The 16,360-nt window shown below is 72.7% G+C and carries 14 protein-coding genes; 11 read left to right on the plus strand and 3 right to left on the minus strand.

Going from position 1 to position 16,360, the window contains the following annotated elements; translation table 11 throughout:
• Nucleotides 1–63: 63 nt before the first annotated feature.
• Complete coding sequence (locus ACFQ8C_RS32965) at nucleotides 64–1,533, minus strand: MFS transporter (protein WP_383464950.1); 1,470 nt, start codon at nucleotides 1,531–1,533, stop codon at nucleotides 64–66.
• 104 nt (nucleotides 1,534–1,637) lie between these two features.
• Between ACFQ8C_RS32965 and ACFQ8C_RS32970 the strand changes: the two genes are divergently transcribed.
• The 7 genes from ACFQ8C_RS32970 (at nucleotide 1,638) to ACFQ8C_RS33000 (ending at nucleotide 11,884) form a co-directional block, all read left to right on the plus strand.
• Nucleotides 1,638–2,093, plus strand: a complete 456-nt coding sequence (locus tag ACFQ8C_RS32970; RefSeq protein WP_383464981.1) for a MarR family winged helix-turn-helix transcriptional regulator — start codon at nucleotides 1,638–1,640, stop codon at nucleotides 2,091–2,093.
• A 150-nt stretch (nucleotides 2,094–2,243) separates the two neighbouring features.
• A complete protein-coding gene (locus ACFQ8C_RS32975; protein WP_383464953.1) occupies nucleotides 2,244–3,125 on the plus strand; it encodes a DUF4344 domain-containing metallopeptidase in 882 nt (293 codons plus the stop codon).
• A gap of 341 nt (nucleotides 3,126–3,466) precedes the next feature.
• Nucleotides 3,467–6,460, plus strand: coding sequence for a carbohydrate binding domain-containing protein (locus ACFQ8C_RS32980; protein WP_383464956.1), 2,994 nt, complete (start codon nucleotides 3,467–3,469; stop codon nucleotides 6,458–6,460).
• A gap of 216 nt (nucleotides 6,461–6,676) precedes the next feature.
• Nucleotides 6,677–8,452 carry a S8 family serine peptidase gene (locus tag ACFQ8C_RS32985; RefSeq protein ID WP_383464959.1) on the plus strand — a complete coding sequence of 592 codons (1,776 nt, stop codon included), beginning with the start codon at nucleotides 6,677–6,679 and terminating at the stop codon, nucleotides 8,450–8,452.
• A 207-nt stretch (nucleotides 8,453–8,659) separates the two neighbouring features.
• Entirely contained in the window at nucleotides 8,660–9,565 is a 906-nt protein-coding gene (locus ACFQ8C_RS32990) for a diiron oxygenase (protein WP_383464961.1), read from the plus strand.
• A gap of 40 nt (nucleotides 9,566–9,605) precedes the next feature.
• The gene (locus tag ACFQ8C_RS32995) at nucleotides 9,606–11,264 is read left to right on the plus strand and encodes an FAD-dependent oxidoreductase (RefSeq protein WP_383464963.1); all 1,659 of its coding nucleotides are present in this window, start codon (nucleotides 9,606–9,608) and stop codon (nucleotides 11,262–11,264) included.
• Nucleotides 11,265–11,338: 74 nt separating this feature from the next.
• Nucleotides 11,339–11,884 carry a DUF6328 family protein gene (locus ACFQ8C_RS33000; protein ID WP_383464965.1) on the plus strand — a complete coding sequence of 182 codons (546 nt, stop codon included), beginning with the start codon at nucleotides 11,339–11,341 and terminating at the stop codon, nucleotides 11,882–11,884.
• A gap of 40 nt (nucleotides 11,885–11,924) precedes the next feature.
• Here ACFQ8C_RS33000 and ACFQ8C_RS33005 read toward each other — a convergent pair whose 3' ends face one another.
• Both ACFQ8C_RS33005 and ACFQ8C_RS33010 read right to left on the minus strand, forming a co-directional pair.
• A complete protein-coding gene (locus ACFQ8C_RS33005; protein ID WP_383464967.1) occupies nucleotides 11,925–12,503 on the minus strand; it encodes a Type-2Aa cytolytic delta-endotoxin in 579 nt (192 codons plus the stop codon).
• A 73-nt stretch (nucleotides 12,504–12,576) separates the two neighbouring features.
• Nucleotides 12,577–13,350, minus strand: coding sequence for a LysR family transcriptional regulator substrate-binding protein (locus tag ACFQ8C_RS33010; protein ID WP_383464969.1), 774 nt, complete (start codon nucleotides 13,348–13,350; stop codon nucleotides 12,577–12,579).
• 125 nt (nucleotides 13,351–13,475) lie between these two features.
• Between ACFQ8C_RS33010 and ACFQ8C_RS33015 the strand changes: the two genes are divergently transcribed.
• The 4 genes from ACFQ8C_RS33015 (at nucleotide 13,476) to ACFQ8C_RS33030 (ending at nucleotide 16,312) form a co-directional block, all read left to right on the plus strand.
• The gene (locus ACFQ8C_RS33015) at nucleotides 13,476–13,886 is read left to right on the plus strand and encodes a DUF5997 family protein (protein ID WP_383464972.1); all 411 of its coding nucleotides are present in this window, start codon (nucleotides 13,476–13,478) and stop codon (nucleotides 13,884–13,886) included.
• Nucleotides 13,887–13,940: 54 nt separating this feature from the next.
• Complete coding sequence (locus ACFQ8C_RS33020) at nucleotides 13,941–14,906, plus strand: universal stress protein (protein ID WP_383464975.1); 966 nt, start codon at nucleotides 13,941–13,943, stop codon at nucleotides 14,904–14,906.
• Nucleotides 14,903–15,412 (plus strand): NUDIX hydrolase, encoded by a 510-nt coding sequence (locus ACFQ8C_RS33025; protein WP_383464978.1) that lies wholly within the window; start codon nucleotides 14,903–14,905, stop codon nucleotides 15,410–15,412. The genes ACFQ8C_RS33020 and ACFQ8C_RS33025 overlap by 4 nt, the downstream gene beginning before the upstream one ends.
• 102 nt (nucleotides 15,413–15,514) lie before the next feature.
• Nucleotides 15,515–16,312 (plus strand): VOC family protein, encoded by a 798-nt coding sequence (locus tag ACFQ8C_RS33030; RefSeq protein ID WP_383464979.1) that lies wholly within the window; start codon nucleotides 15,515–15,517, stop codon nucleotides 16,310–16,312.
• The last annotated feature ends 48 nt before the right edge of the window (nucleotides 16,313–16,360 follow it).

Below are 16,360 nucleotides of genomic sequence, written 5' to 3' on the forward strand. Positions count from 1 at the left end.
GAGCGGTACGGGTACGGGACCGGCGGTCCCGTACCCGTACCGCTCACCGGCTCGCCGCCGGGCTCAGGCGGCGCGGGCGGTCTCCGGGGCGGGGGCCCCGGCGGGCGCGCCGGCGGCGGGGGTGTGCCGGGCCGGGATGAGGGCGGCGACGATCGCGGCGAGGAGGGCGACGCCCGCGCCGATGAGCATGGCGGCGCGGAAGCCGCCCTCGGACGGCAGGGTGTGGCCGCCGAGGGTGGTGGTCATCTGGGCGAGGACGACGCCGATGACGGCGGCGGAGACCGAGGTGCCGATGGACCGCATCAGGGTGTTGAAGCTGTTGGCGGAGGCGGTCTCCTCGGCGGGGACGGAGCCCATGATGAGCGCGGGCATCGCCCCGTACGCCAGGCCGACGCCGGTGTTGCAGATCAGGGTGACGGCGAGCAGGCCCCAGGTGGAGCCCATGAGGGCGAGCGAGGAGGCGTAGCCGACCGAGATGACGAGGGCGCCGACGGAGAGGGTGACCTTGGGGCCGCGGGCGGCGGACAGCTTGGCGCCGAGCGGGGCGAGCGCCATCATCGCGAGGCCCGCCGGGGCCATCCAGAGGCCCATCCCCATCATCGACTGGCCCAGGCCGTAGCCGGTGGCCTCGGGGAGCTGGAGGAGCTGCGGGACGACCAGCGACTGGGCGTACATGGAGAAGCCGACGAGCACCGAGGCGAGGTTGGTCAGCAGGACGACCGGGCGGGCGGTGACCCGCAGGTCGACGAGCGGGTCACGGGTGCGCAGCTCCCAGAACCCCCAGCCGAGCAGGACGACCGCGGCGGCGGCGAGGAGACCGAGGGTGGTGGCGCTGCCCCAGCCCCAGGTGGCGCCCTTGGAGACGGCGAGGAGGAGGGAGACGAGGCCGACGCCGAGGCCGAGGGCGCCGGGCAGGTCGAAGCGGCCGGGGTTCGGGTTGCGGCGGCCGGCCGGGACCAGGCGGTGGATGAGGACGGCGACGACGGCGCTGAGGGCGGCGGCGACCCAGAAGAGGACCCGCCAGCTGGCGTGCTCGGCGACGGCCGCGGAGAACGGCAGGCCGAGGGCGCCGCCGACACCCATGGAGGCGCTCATCAGGGCGATGGAGCCGCCGAGCTTCTCGGGCGGCAGGACGTCCCTGAGCAGGCTGATGCCGACGGGGACGACGCCCATGCCGAGGCCCTGGAGGCCTCGGCCGACGATCATCGGGATCACGGAGTCGGCGAGGGCGCAGACGACGGAGCCCACGATCAGGGGGACGGTGGAGGCGAGCAGCACGGTCCGCTTGCCGAGGGTGTCGCCGAGGCGCCCGGCGACGGGGGTGGCGACGGCGGCGGCGAGCAGGGTGGCGGTGATCACCCACGAGGCGTCGGAGGCGCTGGCGTGCAGGAGCCGCGGCAGGTCGCCGATGAGCGGCACCACGAGGGTCTGCATGAGTGCCGCCACGATGCCGGCGAAGGCGAGGACGCCGACGACGCCTCCGGGGCGTGCGTCGGTCTGGGCGCGGTCCACGGGTCTCTCCCTGGGTGTCATGAAAGCGAAGGCTTGTGCATCATGCACACAAATTGCATGATGCACAAGTTATGCATGATGCACATCCAATCGTCGCAGGGGAGAATGACCCCATGGACAAGCCCGTGGAGAAGCCCACCGACCGCGTCGAGTTCGAGACGATGCTGCTGAGCCGGCACTCGCACCTCCACGCCCCGCGGACCCGGGTCGGCGCCGGCGGCCTCGACCGCAGCGCGTACGTGCTCCTCACCCGGATCCGGATGCACGGGCCCATGTCCATCGGCCAGCTCACGGACGCCTTCGGGCTCGACGCCTCCACCCTCAACCGGCAGACGGCGGCGATGCTGCGGTCCGGGGTGGTGGAGCGCATCCCGGACCCGGAGGGCGGCATCGCGCGCAAGTTCCGCATCACCGAGGAGGGCGAGCGCCGGCTGGAGGCCGACCGCTCCTTCAACGTCGGCGGCCTCGAACGGATCATGGAGCACTGGTCCCCCGAGGAGGTGACCGTCTTCGCCGAGTTCCTGGAGCGGTTCAACCGGGACATCGAGCGCCTGGAGGGCCGCCCCTGGCCCCGCACCTGAGGCCAGGGCCCCAGGGCCCGCCCGTCGGGCGCGGCCGGCCCCGGCCGCGCCGGCCCACGCGCCTCACCCGTCCGGCGCGGAGGGCTCGCCCCCGGCACCGGCTCCGGCCAGGCTCGTCGGCAGGGACGCCCACGAGACGAGGTGCCGCCGATGCCCGCCGCCGCCCGCGTCCACCGCGCCCTGCGCCTCGCCCCGCCCCTCGCCCTGGCCGCGGCCCTCCTCGCCGGATGCGCGACGACCCCGGCGACCTCCTCCCCCACCACGGCCCCCGCCACGGGCCCCGCCCAGGGCACGGGCCGGCTCGTCGTCACGTACGAAGCGGCCAAGACCCCCGAGGAACGCACCGCCCGCGCCTTCCTGCGCGACCACCGGGTCCTGGAGGACGCCGCCGCCTACGCCGACGCCCGGATCGCCCTCCCCCGCGACGTGCCGCTGCGCGCGGCGCGCTGCGAGGCCCCCAACCCGTACTGGGACAGGGCCACCGGACGGATCACCTACTGCTACGGCTTCGTGCCCGACGCCCGGCGGGTCTTCACCCGCGTCGACACCGACGGCACCCCGGCCGAGCGGACGGCCGCCGTCGACGAGGACGTCGTCGGGCTCTCGAACGGCGTCCTCTTCCACGAGCTCGGCCACGCCCTCGTCGACCTCTACGACCTGCCCGTCACCGGCCGCGAGGAGGACGCCGTCGACCAGCTCGCCGTCCTCCTCCTCGCCTCCGGCGACGAGCGCCACACGGACTACGCGATCTCCACCATCAACGCCTGGGGCGCGATCTGGGAGGCCTCCGAGGGCGGCGACCCCGGCGTGGCGGCGTACTCCGACATCCACTCCATGGACGGGCAGCGCTTCTTCAACTGGGCCTGCTGGCTGTACGGCTCCGATCCGGAACGGTTCGCCGACGCGGTGGACGCGGAGGACAACCCGGACGGGGTGCTGCCCCGCGACCGCGCCGCGCTCTGCCCGGCGGAGTACCGGCGCATCGACTCGTCCTGGCGCACCCTGCTGGCGCCCCACCTGAAACGGGACTGAGCCCCGCGACCCGGCCCACGACCGAAGTCCCGTACGACCGAAGTCCCGTACGACCGACGCCCCGCACGGTCCGGCACCCGACCGGCACCCGACCGGCACCCGCACGACCCGATACACGAACGCCGCGTCCCGGAACCCGGACGAAGTCCCGCGCGCCGAAGCACGGGCCCCGTCCCGCGATGCGAACCGCTTCGACGCGGACTCTTTACGCGCGCGCCGCACAGGGGTAACTTCCCGCCGACGCAAGAACTTTCCGCAAGTTTCCGCACGCGCTTCCAAGAGGCCCATCCCCGCCGCTCCACCGGCCTCCTGCCCCGGCGCGCCCCCGTCTGGAGATCCGCATGACCCCCACCCGCATACGGCCGCGCCGGCGCGCTCTCGCGCTGCTCGGTGTCGCGGCCGGCCTCATCGGCCTGGTGGCCGCGCCGCCCGGCACCGCCGCCTCCACGGCCACCCGTCTCGACGCCGCCCCGGCGGCGGCCGCCGCCGAGAACACGGCGACGGTCCACTACTGGACCAAGACCAAGAACTGGTCGGCCTACAACCTCCATTACGCGCCCGACGGCGGCACCTGGACCACCGTCCCCGGCACCGCGATGGAGCCCGCCTGTACGGACTGGGTGAAGAAGACCGTCAGCCTCGGCTCCGCCGCCGGGCTCCAGGCGACCTTCAACAACGGCACCGGCACCTGGGACAACAACGGCGGCCGCAACTACGCCCTCGGCACCGGGAACATCACGGTGAAGGACGGCGTCGTCGCCCACTCCGACCCCTGCGCCGACACCCCGCCGCCGGCCTCCAACAAGGCGACGGTGTACTACTCCTCGGCCTCCCTCGGCTGGTCGACGGTGAACGTCCACTACCAGCCGGCCGGCGGCGCGTGGACGACCGCGCCCGGCCTCGGCATGACGGCGGCCTGCACCGGCTGGTGGAAGCGGGAGCTGGACCTCGGCACCGCCACCTCCCTCAAGGCCGCCTTCAACAACGGCAACGGCGTGTGGGACAACAACGGCGGCACCGACTACGCCATCGGCACCGGCACCTCCACCGTCCGCGACCGGGTGGTGACCGCGAACGCCACCGACCCCTGCGCCGCGACCCCGCCCGACACCCAGGCGCCCACCGCACCGGCCGGCGTCACCGCGACCGCCGACGGCGTCTCCGTGCTGCTGGCCTGGAACGCGGCCACCGACGACCGGGGCGTGACCAAGTACCAGGTCACCCGCACCGGCGGCACCACCGGCACGGTCGTCACCGACGTCGGCTCGACGGTCTTCTCGGACACGAACCTGGCCGAACGCACCGCGTACACCTACACGGTGAAGGCGGTCGACGCCGCCGGGAACGTCTCGGCCGCCTCGGCGCCCGCCACCGCCACCACCGGCGACAAGCCCACCGCGCCGGCGAACGGCAAGCCGCTCGGCACCGACCCGCGCAAGGACCCGATCTACTTCGTCCTCACCGCCCGCTTCTACGACGGCGACGCCTCCAACAACCGGGGCGGCAGCCAGCACGTGAAGTCGGGGAACGCGGCCAACGACGACCCCATGTTCCGGGGCGACTTCAAGGGCCTGGTCCAGAAGCTCGACTACATCAAGGGCCTCGGCTTCTCCGCCGTCTGGGTCACCCCGGTGGTGCTCAACCGCTCGGACTACGACTACCACGGCTACCACGGCTACGACTTCTACAAGGTCGATCCGCGCCTGGAGTCGGCCGGCGCCTCCTACCAGGACCTCATCGACGCCGCCCACGCCAAGGGCATGAAGATCTACCAGGACGTCGTCTACAACCACTCCTCCCGCTGGGGCGCCAAGGGCCTGTTCACGCCCACCGTGTACGGCGTCCGGGACGCCCAGTGGAGCTGGTACTACGACGAGAAGCAGCCCGGCTTCGAGTACGACGGCCTGACCATCGACACCAAGACCGGCAAGTCGTACTACAACGGCGACCTGTGGTCGACGGCCGAACCGGCCGGCAACACCTGCGTCAACTGGGGCAAGCCGACCGGCGGCAAGAGCGCCGAGGGGTACACGGTCTACAACTGCCAGTGGCCGAGCCCCACGTCGGGCATGTTCCCGAAGGCGCTCTACCACCAGTGCTGGATCGGCAACTGGGAGGGCGAGGACTCCCGTTCCTGCTGGCTGCACGAGGACCTCGCCGACTTCAACACCGAGAACCCGACCGTCCAGAACTACCTGATCGGCGCGTACGACAAGTACATCGACATGGGCGTCGACGGCTTCCGCGTCGACACCGCGGTGCACATCCCGCGCACCACCTGGAACCGCCGCTTCCTTCCCGCGATCCAGGAGCGGGTCACCCAGCGGCACGGCGCCGAGGCGGCGAAGAACTTCTTCGTCTTCGGCGAGGTCGCGGCCTTCGTCAACGACAAGTGGAACCGGGGCTCGGTGAACCACTCCGCCCAGTTCTTCACGTGGAAGGAGCGCAAGGAGTACGACGCCGACGACACCAAGGCGGCGCTGGAGATGTACGACTACGAGCAGCAGCAGGGCACGGGCAACCAGCCCACCTCCACCAACGCCTTCCTGAACGGCAACAGCTACCACGCGCCCGACCACAGCCGCTTCTCCGGCATGAACGTCATCGACATGCGCATGCACATGAACTTCGGTGACGCCTACAACGCCTTCTCCAACGGCAAGGACTCGGACGACAGTTACAACGACGCCACCTACAACGTCGTCTACGTCGACAGCCACGACTACGGACCGAACAAGTCCTCCGAGCGGTACACCGGCGGCACCGACGCCTGGGCCGAGAACATGTCGCTGATGTGGACCTTCCGCGGCATCCCGACGCTGTACTACGGCTCCGAGATCGAGTTCCAGAAGGGCCAGAAGATCGACTGCGGGCCCACCTGCCCGCTGGCGACCACCGGCCGCGCCTACTACGGCGACCACGTCGCCGGCACCGTCACCGCCTCCGACTTCTCGAAGGTCTCCGGGGCGAGCGGGCAGGTCGCGACCACCCTCCAGCAGCCCCTGGTCAAGCACGTCCAGCGGCTCAACGAGATCCGCCGGGCGATCCCCGCGCTCCAGATGGGCCAGTACTCGACCGAGGGCATCTCGGGCGGCATGGCGTTCAAGCGCCGGTACACCAGCGGCTCCACGGACAGCTTCGCCCTCGTCACCGTCTCGGGCGGCGCCACGTACAACGGCATCCCCAACGGCACCTACACCGACGCCGTCACCGGTGACGTCAGGACGGTCTCCAACGGCAGCCTCACGGTCGGCGCGCCCGGCAAGGGCAACCTCCGGGTGTACGTCCTGAACGGTCCCGGAAAGATCGGCACGGCGGGCCCGTACCTGAAGTGATCCCGCGAAGAGGGGGCGGAGAAGGAAATCCGCCCCCTCTTCGACATGTTCAAGTCAAGATTCTGTTACACGAACGGGCTTGTCGGACAGAAGGCTTCCCTCCGCCCCCGCCCGTCTGGGATCTTGCGTCCACCCCACACATCACAGGGCCCGGCCGGCGCCACCCGCGCCACCGGGCCATCGGAGGACGCATTGTTTTCCCACATATCCGGCCGGATGAGACTCGCGGCGACCGCCCTCGGCACGACCCTGGCGCTCGCGGGCCCGGTCTCGCTCGCCCAGGCCGCCCCGCTCGACAACGAGCCGCTCACGGCGTTCACCGCGAGCGCCCGGGCCGCGCAGCAGGCGCCCGCGGCGCCCGCCGCCTGGGCCGCCGGCACCCGCGCCTACCTGGTGATCACCACCCCCGGTGACACCACCGCGGTGCGCTCCGCCGTCACGGCGAACGGCGGTTCGGTCTTCGCCGCGTACGACGCGATCGGCGTGATCGTCGCCCACTCGACCTCCGCCTCCTTCGCCACCACCCTGCGTGGCGTCGCCGGCGTGCAGAAGGTCGGCGCGACGCGCACCTCGGACGTCCCGGCCGACGCGTACAACCCGACCCTCCCGGCCAACCCGGCGCAGTCCGCGGCCCCGACGACGGAGCCCGTCCGTTCGGACATGACGCAGATCAAGGCCGACCAGGCCTGGGCCGTCAACCCGGGCTCCGCCTCGGTCAAGGTCGGCATCCTCGACACCGGCGTCGACGACCAGCACCAGGACCTGGCGCCGAACTTCAACGCCGCCGACTCGGTCTCCTGCGCCTACGGCAAGGCGGACACCCGCGCCGGCGCCTGGCGCGACGTCGACCAGCACGGCACCCACGTGGCCGGCACGGTCGCGGCGGCCAAGAACGGCAAGGGCGCCATCGGCGTCGCGCCGGGCGTGAAGATCTCCTCGGTGCGCATCGCCGAGCCCGGCAGCACCCTCTTCTTCGCCGAGAACACCATCTGCGGCCTCGTGTGGTCCGGTGACCACGGCTTCAAGGTCACCAACAACAGCTACTACACGGACCCGTGGCAGTTCAACTGCCCGAACAACCTGGACCAGGCGGCCATCCTGGAGGGCGTGGGCCGCGCCCAGGCCTACGCCGAGGGCAAGGGCTCGCTCCAGGTCGCGGCGGCCGGCAACTCCAACGTCGACCTGGCCAACAAGACCACCGACTCGTCGAGCCCCAACGACTCGACGCCGGTGACCCGGACCATCACCAACGACTGCCTCGACATCCCGGCCGAGCTGCCGGGCGTGGTCACGGTCGCCGCCAACGGCACCAGCGGCACGTCCAAGGCGTCCTTCTCCAACTTCGGCCGCGACGTCATCGAGGTCTCGGCGCCCGGCGAGTCCGTCTACAGCACGGTCCCCGGCGGCAAGTACTCCTCGCTGAGCGGCACCTCGATGGCCTCCCCGCACGTGGCGGGCGTCGCCGCGCTGCTGGCCAGCGCCAACCCGGCGTACACCCCGGCGGACCTCCGGGCCAAGCTCGGCGAGCACGCGACCGACCTGGCCTGCCCGTCGGACGCCCGCTGCACCGGCACCACGGCGAAGAACAGCTTCTTCGGCGAGGGCCGCGTGGACGCGCTCAAGGCGGTCGGCGGCTCGACCCCGCCGCCCGGCAAGTACTTCGAGAACCTCACCGACGTGACGGTCTCCGACAACGCCACCGTCGAGAGCTCGATCACCGTCAGCGGCGTCACCGGCAACGCGCCGGCCACCCTCAAGGTGGGCGTGGACATCAAGCACACCTACATCGGTGACCTCAAGGTCGACCTGGTCGCCCCCGACGGCTCGGTCTACACCGTGCACAACCGGACCGGCAGCGGCACCGACAACATCGTCCAGACCTACACCGTCAACGCCTCCTCCGAGGTCGCGAACGGCGTCTGGAAGCTCCGCGTCAACGACAACGCGAGCGCGGACACCGGCAAGATCGACGCCTGGAACCTGACCTTCTGATCCCCGCGATCCCCCCGGGGGCCGGAGCGACTGCGCTCCGGCCCCCTTCGCGTGCCCGCGGGGAGACGCGGAGGAGAAAGTCCGTACCGGGGGGTAGCCCGCGCGACACCCTTGCTATACGTTCCGTCTAACAAGCTTGCTAGACGCGATGTCTAACAAGCGACGGACCGATCACGAGCCGACCGCGTGACCCAAGGAGTCGCAACGATGGCCAGCAGCACCGTGCGCCCGGACAACCACGACCAGGACGACGTCGCCGAGCGGCTCCTCCGGTCTGCCGCCAAGCTCAGCTACGACCCCGCCGTCGAGGTCGACTGGGACACCCCCCTCGACAAGGACTTCCACGGCCAGAGCCCCGAGTGGAACAGCCTCTACGGCACCGCCTACTGGAACGAGATGACCGAGGAGCAGCAGAAGGAGCTGACCCGCCAGGAGTCCGCCTCCGTCGCCTCCACCGGCATCTGGTTCGAGATGATCCTCCAGCAGCTGGTGCTCCGGGACATCTACCGCACCGACCACACCGACCCCCGCTTCCAGTGGGCGCTCACCGAGATCGCCGACGAGTGCCGCCACTCGATCATGTTCGCCCGCGGCTCCCAGAAGCTCGGCGCCCCCGCCTACCGCCCCAAGCGGGCCGTCATGGAGCTCGGCCGGGTCATGAAGACCGTCGGCTTCGGCGAGGCCGCCTACGCCGGCATCCTCGTCGCCGAGGAGGTCCTCGACGTCATGCAGCGCGACTGGATGCGCGACGAGCGGGTGGTCCCCTTCGTGCGCACCATCAACAACATCCACGTCGTCGAGGAATCCCGGCACATGAAGTTCGCCCGGGACGAGACCCGCCGCAAGCTCGCCGGCGCGAGCCGCGCCCGCCGCCACCTCCAGGCCCTGATCGTCGCCATCGCCGCGTACTACATCATCACCAGCCTGGTGAACCCCGAGGTGTACGTCCGGGCCGGCCTCGACCCCGAGCGCGCCCGCCGGGAGGCCGCCGCCAACGAGCACTACAAGGCCCGACTGCGCGCCAGCTGCTCCGGCCTCATGGAGTTCCTCGGCGACGTCGGCATGCTGACCCGGCCGGCCGTCCGCTTCTACCAGCGCGCCCACCTCCTCTGACCCCGCGTCCGACACCGACGAGCCGAGCCGAGCCGCCGCCATGACCTACGCCATCACCCAGACCTGCTGCAACGACGCGACCTGCGTCGCCGTCTGCCCGGTCAACTGCATCCACCCGACGCCCGAGGAGCCGGACTTCGGCACCACCGAGATGCTCTACGTCGACCCGAAGAGCTGCATCGACTGCGGCGCCTGCGCCGACGCCTGCCCGGTCGACGCGATCTTCCCGGTCGACCGGCTCACCGGCCCCCTGAAGCGGTACGAGGCGATCAACGCCGCCCACTTCGAGGGCCGCGAACCCGCCCCCGTCCTCGCCTCCCCCACCTTCCACCCCTGGGGCGAGCCCTCCTTCGGCCGTTCGCTGCCCTCCGACTTCGCCCCGATCCGGGTCGCCGTCGTCGGCACCGGACCCGCCGGCATGTACGCCGCCGAGGACCTGCTCCTGCACACCAACGCCGAGGTCACCCTCATCGACCGGCTCCCGGTCGCCGGCGGCCTCGTCCGCTACGGCGTGGCCCCCGACCACCCGGGCACCAAGGGCGCCGGCGACAGCCTCGCCCGCTTCCACACCCACCCCCGGACCACCGTCCGCCTCGGCGTCGAGATCGGCAAGGACGTCACCCCCGAGGAGCTGGCCGCCCACCACGACGCGGTCGTGTACGCCGTCGGCGCCCCGTCCGACCGCCGCCTCGGCATCCCCGGCGAGGAGCTGCCCGGCAGCCTCTCCGCGACCTCCCTCGTCTCCTGGTACAACGCCCACCCGGAGACCGCCCCCGAAGCCGTCGCCCTCGGCACGGCCGAACGGGTCGTGGTCGTCGGCACCGGCAACGTCGCCCTCGACGTGGCCCGCATCCTCGTCTCCGACCCCGCCGCCCTCGCCGGCACCGACATCGCCGACCACGCCCTCGACGCCCTGCGCGGCTCGCGGGTCCGCGAGGTGGTGCTGCTCGGCCGGCGCGGCCCCGAGGACGCCGCGTACACCGCCTCCGAACTCCTCGCCCTCGACCACCTCCCCGGCGTCGACCTCGTCGTCGACGCCCACGACCCCCGGATCGCCGCGGCCATCGACGGCGCACCCGCCGGCGACAAGGCCGCCCTCCTCCGGCACACGACCCGCGAGACCGTCGACTGGACCCGCGGACCCGACACCGACCGCCGCCGGATCGTCCTCCGCTTCCACTCGGCGCCCGAGGAGGCCCTCGGCCGGGAGGCGGTCCGCGCGGTCCGCGCCGACGGCGCCGACGGCCCCGTAGACATCCCGGCCGGCCTCCTCGTCCGGGCCATCGGCTACCGGGGCGTCCCGCTCGCCGGGCTCCCCTTCGACGAGGCCACCGGCACCGTCCCGCACACCGCCGGCCGCGTCGACGGCATGACCGGGACCTACGTCGTCGGCTGGATCAAGCGCGGCCCCTCGGGCGGCATCGGCGCCAACCGCGCCTGCTCCGCCGAGACCATAGGCAGCCTGCTCGCCGACGCCGTCGACGGCCGGCTCCCCCGGCCCGCCGGCTCGGCGAAGGCCTTCGCCCGGCTCGCCCGCGACCGCACCCCCCGGCTGGTCGACGCCCGCGGCCTCGCCGCCATCGACCGGGCCGAACGGGCCCGGGGCGCCGCGACGGGCCGGCCGCGCGTCAAGCTCGCGACCGTCCCCGAGCTGGTCGCGGCGGCCCGCCGCGGCCGACTGCGCGGACCGGTGGGCTGACCCGGGCGGGTGCGCACGGAGGAGGCGCACCCCGCTCAGGGCATACGGGACGGGCTCGGGGGCACTCGCCCCGTATGACCCCCGGAAACGGCGAGCGCCACGACGACGGGCGCGGGGAGAGTCCCGCGCAGCGCGCGGACCGCCGTTGGAACGAGCTCCTCCAGGAACTGCGGGTCGCCCAGACAGGCACCCAGATCCTCTTCGGCTTCCTCGTCGCCGTCGTCTTCCAGCCGCGTTTCACGGAGCTGGGCACCACGGACCGGATGATCTACGTGGTCACGTTCTGTCTGGGAGCGGCGACCACCGGGGCGCTCGTCGCACCGGTGGCGGTGCACCGGCTGGTCGCCGGGCGCCGGCTCAAACCGGAGACGGTGAACTGGGCGGCCCGCCTGACGCTGGTCGGCCTGGTGCTGCTCTACCTGACGATGGTGTCGACGTTCCTGCTGATCACGCGGATGGTGCTGGACGACGGCATCGCGCTGGTGCTGGTCGCCGTGATGGCCCTGTGGCTGGCGCTCTGCTGGTTCATGGTGCCCCTCGTCGCCCGGCGCAACGGCACCAACGGCAACGGGAACGGGAACGGCCGCACCGGCGACAACTACGGCCCGTGGCCCCACTGAGGATCCGGCCCGGGACGGCGGGCCGGCGCGAGCGGGTGGATCAGGCCGCGACGGGAAGCGGACGCCGCAGCACGATCGCGTTCAACCCGACGGCGAACGGCGCCGAGTCCGTCAGACGGAGCCCGAGCACCTGCTCCTTCGGCAGCTCCACGGTCACGTCCACACAGAACGCGAGCGCGTGCAGCGCCTCGCCCGAACCCTCCTCCTGGAGCGCGAAGAACAGGTCACGGTAGTAGCGGGTGCGCTGCTCGGACTCCTCGTAGAAGGACAGCCCGGGCTGCCCCAGCTGCTCGCCGAGCCCCGTGAACGCGGCGACCAGCTCCCGCTCCACGGTCTCCCAGAAGCCCGCCTCCGCGCACTCGGCCGGCAGCGCCTGCCGGACGGCCTCCTTCAGCGAGAGCACCATGACGAGCAGCGGGGCGTGCTCCCTGAGCCCCCAGCCCCGCACCATCCGGACGATGGTGCTGTCCGGCACGGCCGCGGCCGCCCGGTGGATGGCCTCGAAGTCGAAGTTGACGGTGGCGGGGGCGATCGCCTCCTGGAAGACCCGGTCGATCGACCGGGCCTCGTCGAGATGGGCGGGCGCCACCTCGACGACGGTCCTGAAACTGGCGGCCAAAGGCTTCTCCTCTTCCTCACCGCCCACCGTGGTGGGCGCCTGATCATCAGGAGGAGTATGCCGAGGGCCTCACTCAGCGGCCGCGGCGGGGCTTCCCGCCGCGCCCCGCGGCGCCGCCCTTGCCCTTGGCGGGCTTCCCCGGCCGCGCCGGCTTCGCCCCCGTGGCCTTCCTCGTCGGCTTCTGCGCCGTCTTCTGGCCCTTCTGGGCCTCCGCGCGCCGGCCCCGGGTGCTGTTCACGGTCCGGCCCCGGACGATCCCGATGAACTCCTCCACCAGGTCGGGGGCCTCCTCGGACTTCAACCAGGACAGCGCCACCCGCGACTGCGGCACCCCGGAGATCACGCGGTACGTGAGGTCCTTGCGGTGGTGCAGCCGGGCCAGCGACTGCGGGACGACCAGCACACCCACCCCGGCGGCGACCAGCTCGACCGCGTCGGCCGTCGTCTCCGGCCGCTGGAACGCCGGCATCCCGGGCGGCCCCGCCTCCCAGCCGATCGTGTCGTCGAGCGGGTGCAGCACCAGCTCCTCGGCCAGGTCCTCCGGGGCCAGCTCCTCGGCGGCGGCGAAGTGGTGGTCCTTGGGCACGACCACCACGCTGGTCTCCTCGTACAGCGGGATCGCGCTCAGATCCTCGCCGTCGACCGGCAGCCGCAGCAGCGCGGCGTCCGCACCGCCCTCCCGCAGCACCTCGAAGGCCTCACCGGGCGTGACCTGCACGAGCGTGAGCGGTACGTCGGGCAACCGCTGCTCCCAGGTCCGCACCCACTTCGAGGGCGTCACACCGGGCACGAAGGCGAGCCGGAAGGCCGTGGCGTCGGGGGCGGGGACGAGCGGGGAGTCTGTCACCCCGCAAGATTACCCGCAGCGCGGCCCCGGACCGGTCCGGGCGGTCCCCTCCGCACAGGCCGTCCGCGCAGGTAGGAGGGCGACCGTGGTCGGAGGAGCTCCGCGTCCTCGATACCCTTGACCCCATGACGTCGCACCAGAACTCCCAGACGATGAAGCCGGCCACCGCGGCCAAGAAGCTGGGTGTGTACCTTGAGGCCACCCCCGCCGATTTCCAGGAGGGCGTCGTCTCGCGCGCCGAGCTGAACGAGCTCCAGGCGAACCCGCCGGCCTGGCTGCGGGAACTCCGCCAGAACGGCCCGCACCCGCGCCCCGTGGTCGCCTCCAAGCTGGGCATCTCCATCTCCGGCCTGGCCCGCGGCGGGATCGCCGACGCCCTCACCACCGAGCAGATCGAGGCCCTGAAGGCCGAGGCCCCGGAGTGGCTGGTCAAGGAGCGCGCCACCCAGGCCGACGTCCGCAAGGAGACCGTCCGCATCAAGGAGCGCAACGCCCAGCGCGAGGCCGAGCGCGCCGCCCGCGAGCAGAGCGCCTGATCCGCGGCTGACCCACCGGCGTGGCGCGGCGCCGGACGAGGGAGGCATTCCCCCATGAACATGGAGAGCGATCCGCCCGTCGTCGCCGCCGTGGACGGCTCCGAGCACAGTCTGCGCGCCCTGTCGTGGGCGCTGGGCGCGGCGGAGCTCCTGGACGCCCCGCTCGTCGTGGCCCACGTCCGCTCCGAGGCCCTCCAGCTGGGCGCGGCCCGGATCGCCTCGCTGGGCACCGAGCCGGCGCTGCCGGACACGGTCCTGGACGCGGTCAGGACCGTCGTCGAGGAGCGGGGGCACGCGGTCCCCGTACGGTACGCGTCCCTGGACGGCACCGTCGCCGACGTCCTGCCGGAGGCGGCCCGGGGCGCCCGGCTCCTGGTGACGGGCTCACGCGGCCACGGCGGTTTCGCCAGCCTCCTCCTCGGTTCCACCGGCCGGACGCTGGCCGCCCGCGCCCCCTGCCCGCTGGTGGTGGTCCCGCACGAGGCCAGGACCGCCTCCCTGGACAGCGGCCCGGGCGCCGGGCGCGTCCTGCTGGGCCTGCATCCGGAGGAGACCCCGGACGAGGTGATCGGCTTCGCCTTCGAGTCGGCCGCGCTCCGCCGCGTACCGCTGGAGGCCGTGACCGCGCTCCGCCTCCCGCCGAACCCGTCCACCCTGGTCGCCGCCCCCTCCCCCGCCTTCCAGATGCCGCCGCCACTGCCCCTCGCCGACGACACCGAGGAGCTCCTGGCCGAGGCCCGGCGGGAACAGGAGACCCGGCTGCGCCCCTTCGCCGCGCGCCACCCCGCCGTGGAGCTGGTCCCCACCGTGGCACCGGGCGACGCCGCCGGCCTCCTCGTGGACGCCTCCGCCGACGCGGCGCTGCTCGTCGTGGGCCGGCACCACCGGCACCGCATCGCGGAACTCCTGGTGGGCTCGGTGGCGCACGCCGTGCTCCACCACGCCGCCTGCCCGGTGGCCGTCGTCCCGCCCGCGGCCGGGGACCGCGTGTCGGCCGCGACTGGTAGACAGGACGCATGACGCCCGACCTGTACGCCCCCGATCCCGCCGCCGCCTCCCGCAACACCCGCCCGCCGACCCCCGGCGCGGCCCTGGGCGCCGGCATCGTCGTCCTGGACGCGCACGGCCGGGTCCTGCTCGGCCTGGACCGCTCGGGGGTCTGGGAGCTTCCGGGCGGCGGGGTCGAACCCGGCGAGTCGATCGAGGAGGCCGCGGCCCGCGAGCTCTCCGAGGAGACCACGCTCCTCACCGCCCCCGCCGACGTCGAGGTCATCGGCCTGCTCCTCGACACGGTGACCTCCTCGGAGCTGACCCGGCTGACGGCGGCGACCGTGGTGCGGTCCTTCACGGGCACCCCCGCCGTGGCCGAGCCCGCGAAGATCGAGTGCTGGCGCTGGACCTCCCCCGACGAGCTGCCCCGGGCCCTCTTCCTGCCCTCCGCGCAGGTCCTCGCGGCCTGGCGCCCGGACCTGGCCGTGCCCCGGGCCCCGTTCCACCGCTACGGCCTCAGCCGCCTGCCGCGCTGACCCGGCCCGCGCGCCACCGCGCGGGCCGAGCCGGTCGTGACTAGCGTGAGCAGAGGCGACAAAACACGCAGGAAGCCATCGATCGGAAGCGAGAGTCTCGTCATGGCCGTACGACCTGAAGGCACCCCGGTCTGGACCGACGCGATGTTCACCGACGCCAAGGCCGCCAAGACCTTCTACGCCGACGTGCTGGGCTGGACCTTCGGCGAGGAGTCCACGGAGTTCGGCAACTACACCCAGGCGTACAAGAACGGAAAGGCGGTCGCCGCCGTCGTCCCGCCGATGCCCGGCGGCGACACCCCGCCGCAGTCCGCCTGGTGCCTCTACTTCGCCTCGGACGACGTCGCCGCCACGGCGGAGAGGATCCGGGCGGCGGGCGGCACGGTGCTGATGGAGCCGATGCGCGTGGGCGACTTCGGCTCGATGTGCATCGCCCACGACCCGTCGGGCGTGGTCTTCGGCCTCTGGCAGGCCGGCGTCCACGAGGGCTTCGAGCTCGAAGGGGAGACCGGCTCCTACGTCTGGGCCGAGGTCTTCACCCGCGAGCCCGAGAAGTCCGACCCCTTCTTCACCAGCGTCTTCGGCTACGACACCAAGAAGATGACCGGCGAGGACATCGACTACAAGGTCTTCGACCTCGGCGCCGACCCGCTCCTCGGCCGCATGCGGATGCCCGCCGGGGACTTCCCCCCGGAGGTCCCCGGCTACATCCAGGTCTACTTCGCCGTCGACAACTGCGACCTGGCCGTCAACGCCGCCGAACGCCTCGGCGGCCGCAAGCTCTTCGGCCCCATGGACAGCCCCTTCGGCCGCTTCGCCGCGATCCTCGACCCCCAGGGCGCCGCCTTCGCGGTCATCGACGTCCGGACGACGGTCGGCGAGATGCCTCCCCTGGAGTGACCCGCACGACCACGGGACAGGCGCGGGGCCCCGGCCGAGGGGCCCCGC

The organism is Streptomyces sp. NPDC056503, assembly GCF_042794995.1.
In the GTDB taxonomy this organism is placed as follows: domain Bacteria; phylum Actinomycetota; class Actinomycetes; order Streptomycetales; family Streptomycetaceae; genus Streptomyces.

Bases quoted from the DNA above. Each gene is read 5' to 3' on its own strand.
- ACFQ8C_RS32965 (WP_383464950.1), bottom strand. From the start codon at position 1,533: ATGACACCCAGGGAGAGACCCGTGGACCGCGCCCAGACCGACGCACGC.
- ACFQ8C_RS32975 (WP_383464953.1), top strand. From the start codon at position 2,244: ATGCCCGCCGCCGCCCGCGTCCACCGCGCCCTGCGCCTCGCCCCGCCC.
- ACFQ8C_RS32980 (WP_383464956.1), top strand. From the start codon at position 3,467: ATGACCCCCACCCGCATACGGCCGCGCCGGCGCGCTCTCGCGCTGCTC.
- ACFQ8C_RS32985 (WP_383464959.1), top strand. From the start codon at position 6,677: ATGAGACTCGCGGCGACCGCCCTCGGCACGACCCTGGCGCTCGCGGGC.
- ACFQ8C_RS32990 (WP_383464961.1), top strand. From the start codon at position 8,660: ATGGCCAGCAGCACCGTGCGCCCGGACAACCACGACCAGGACGACGTC.
- ACFQ8C_RS32995 (WP_383464963.1), top strand. From the start codon at position 9,606: ATGACCTACGCCATCACCCAGACCTGCTGCAACGACGCGACCTGCGTC.
- ACFQ8C_RS33000 (WP_383464965.1), top strand. From the start codon at position 11,339: ATGACCCCCGGAAACGGCGAGCGCCACGACGACGGGCGCGGGGAGAGT.
- ACFQ8C_RS33015 (WP_383464972.1), top strand. From the start codon at position 13,476: ATGACGTCGCACCAGAACTCCCAGACGATGAAGCCGGCCACCGCGGCC.
- ACFQ8C_RS33020 (WP_383464975.1), top strand. From the start codon at position 13,941: ATGAACATGGAGAGCGATCCGCCCGTCGTCGCCGCCGTGGACGGCTCC.
- ACFQ8C_RS33025 (WP_383464978.1), top strand. From the start codon at position 14,903: ATGACGCCCGACCTGTACGCCCCCGATCCCGCCGCCGCCTCCCGCAAC.
- ACFQ8C_RS33030 (WP_383464979.1), top strand. From the start codon at position 15,515: ATGGCCGTACGACCTGAAGGCACCCCGGTCTGGACCGACGCGATGTTC.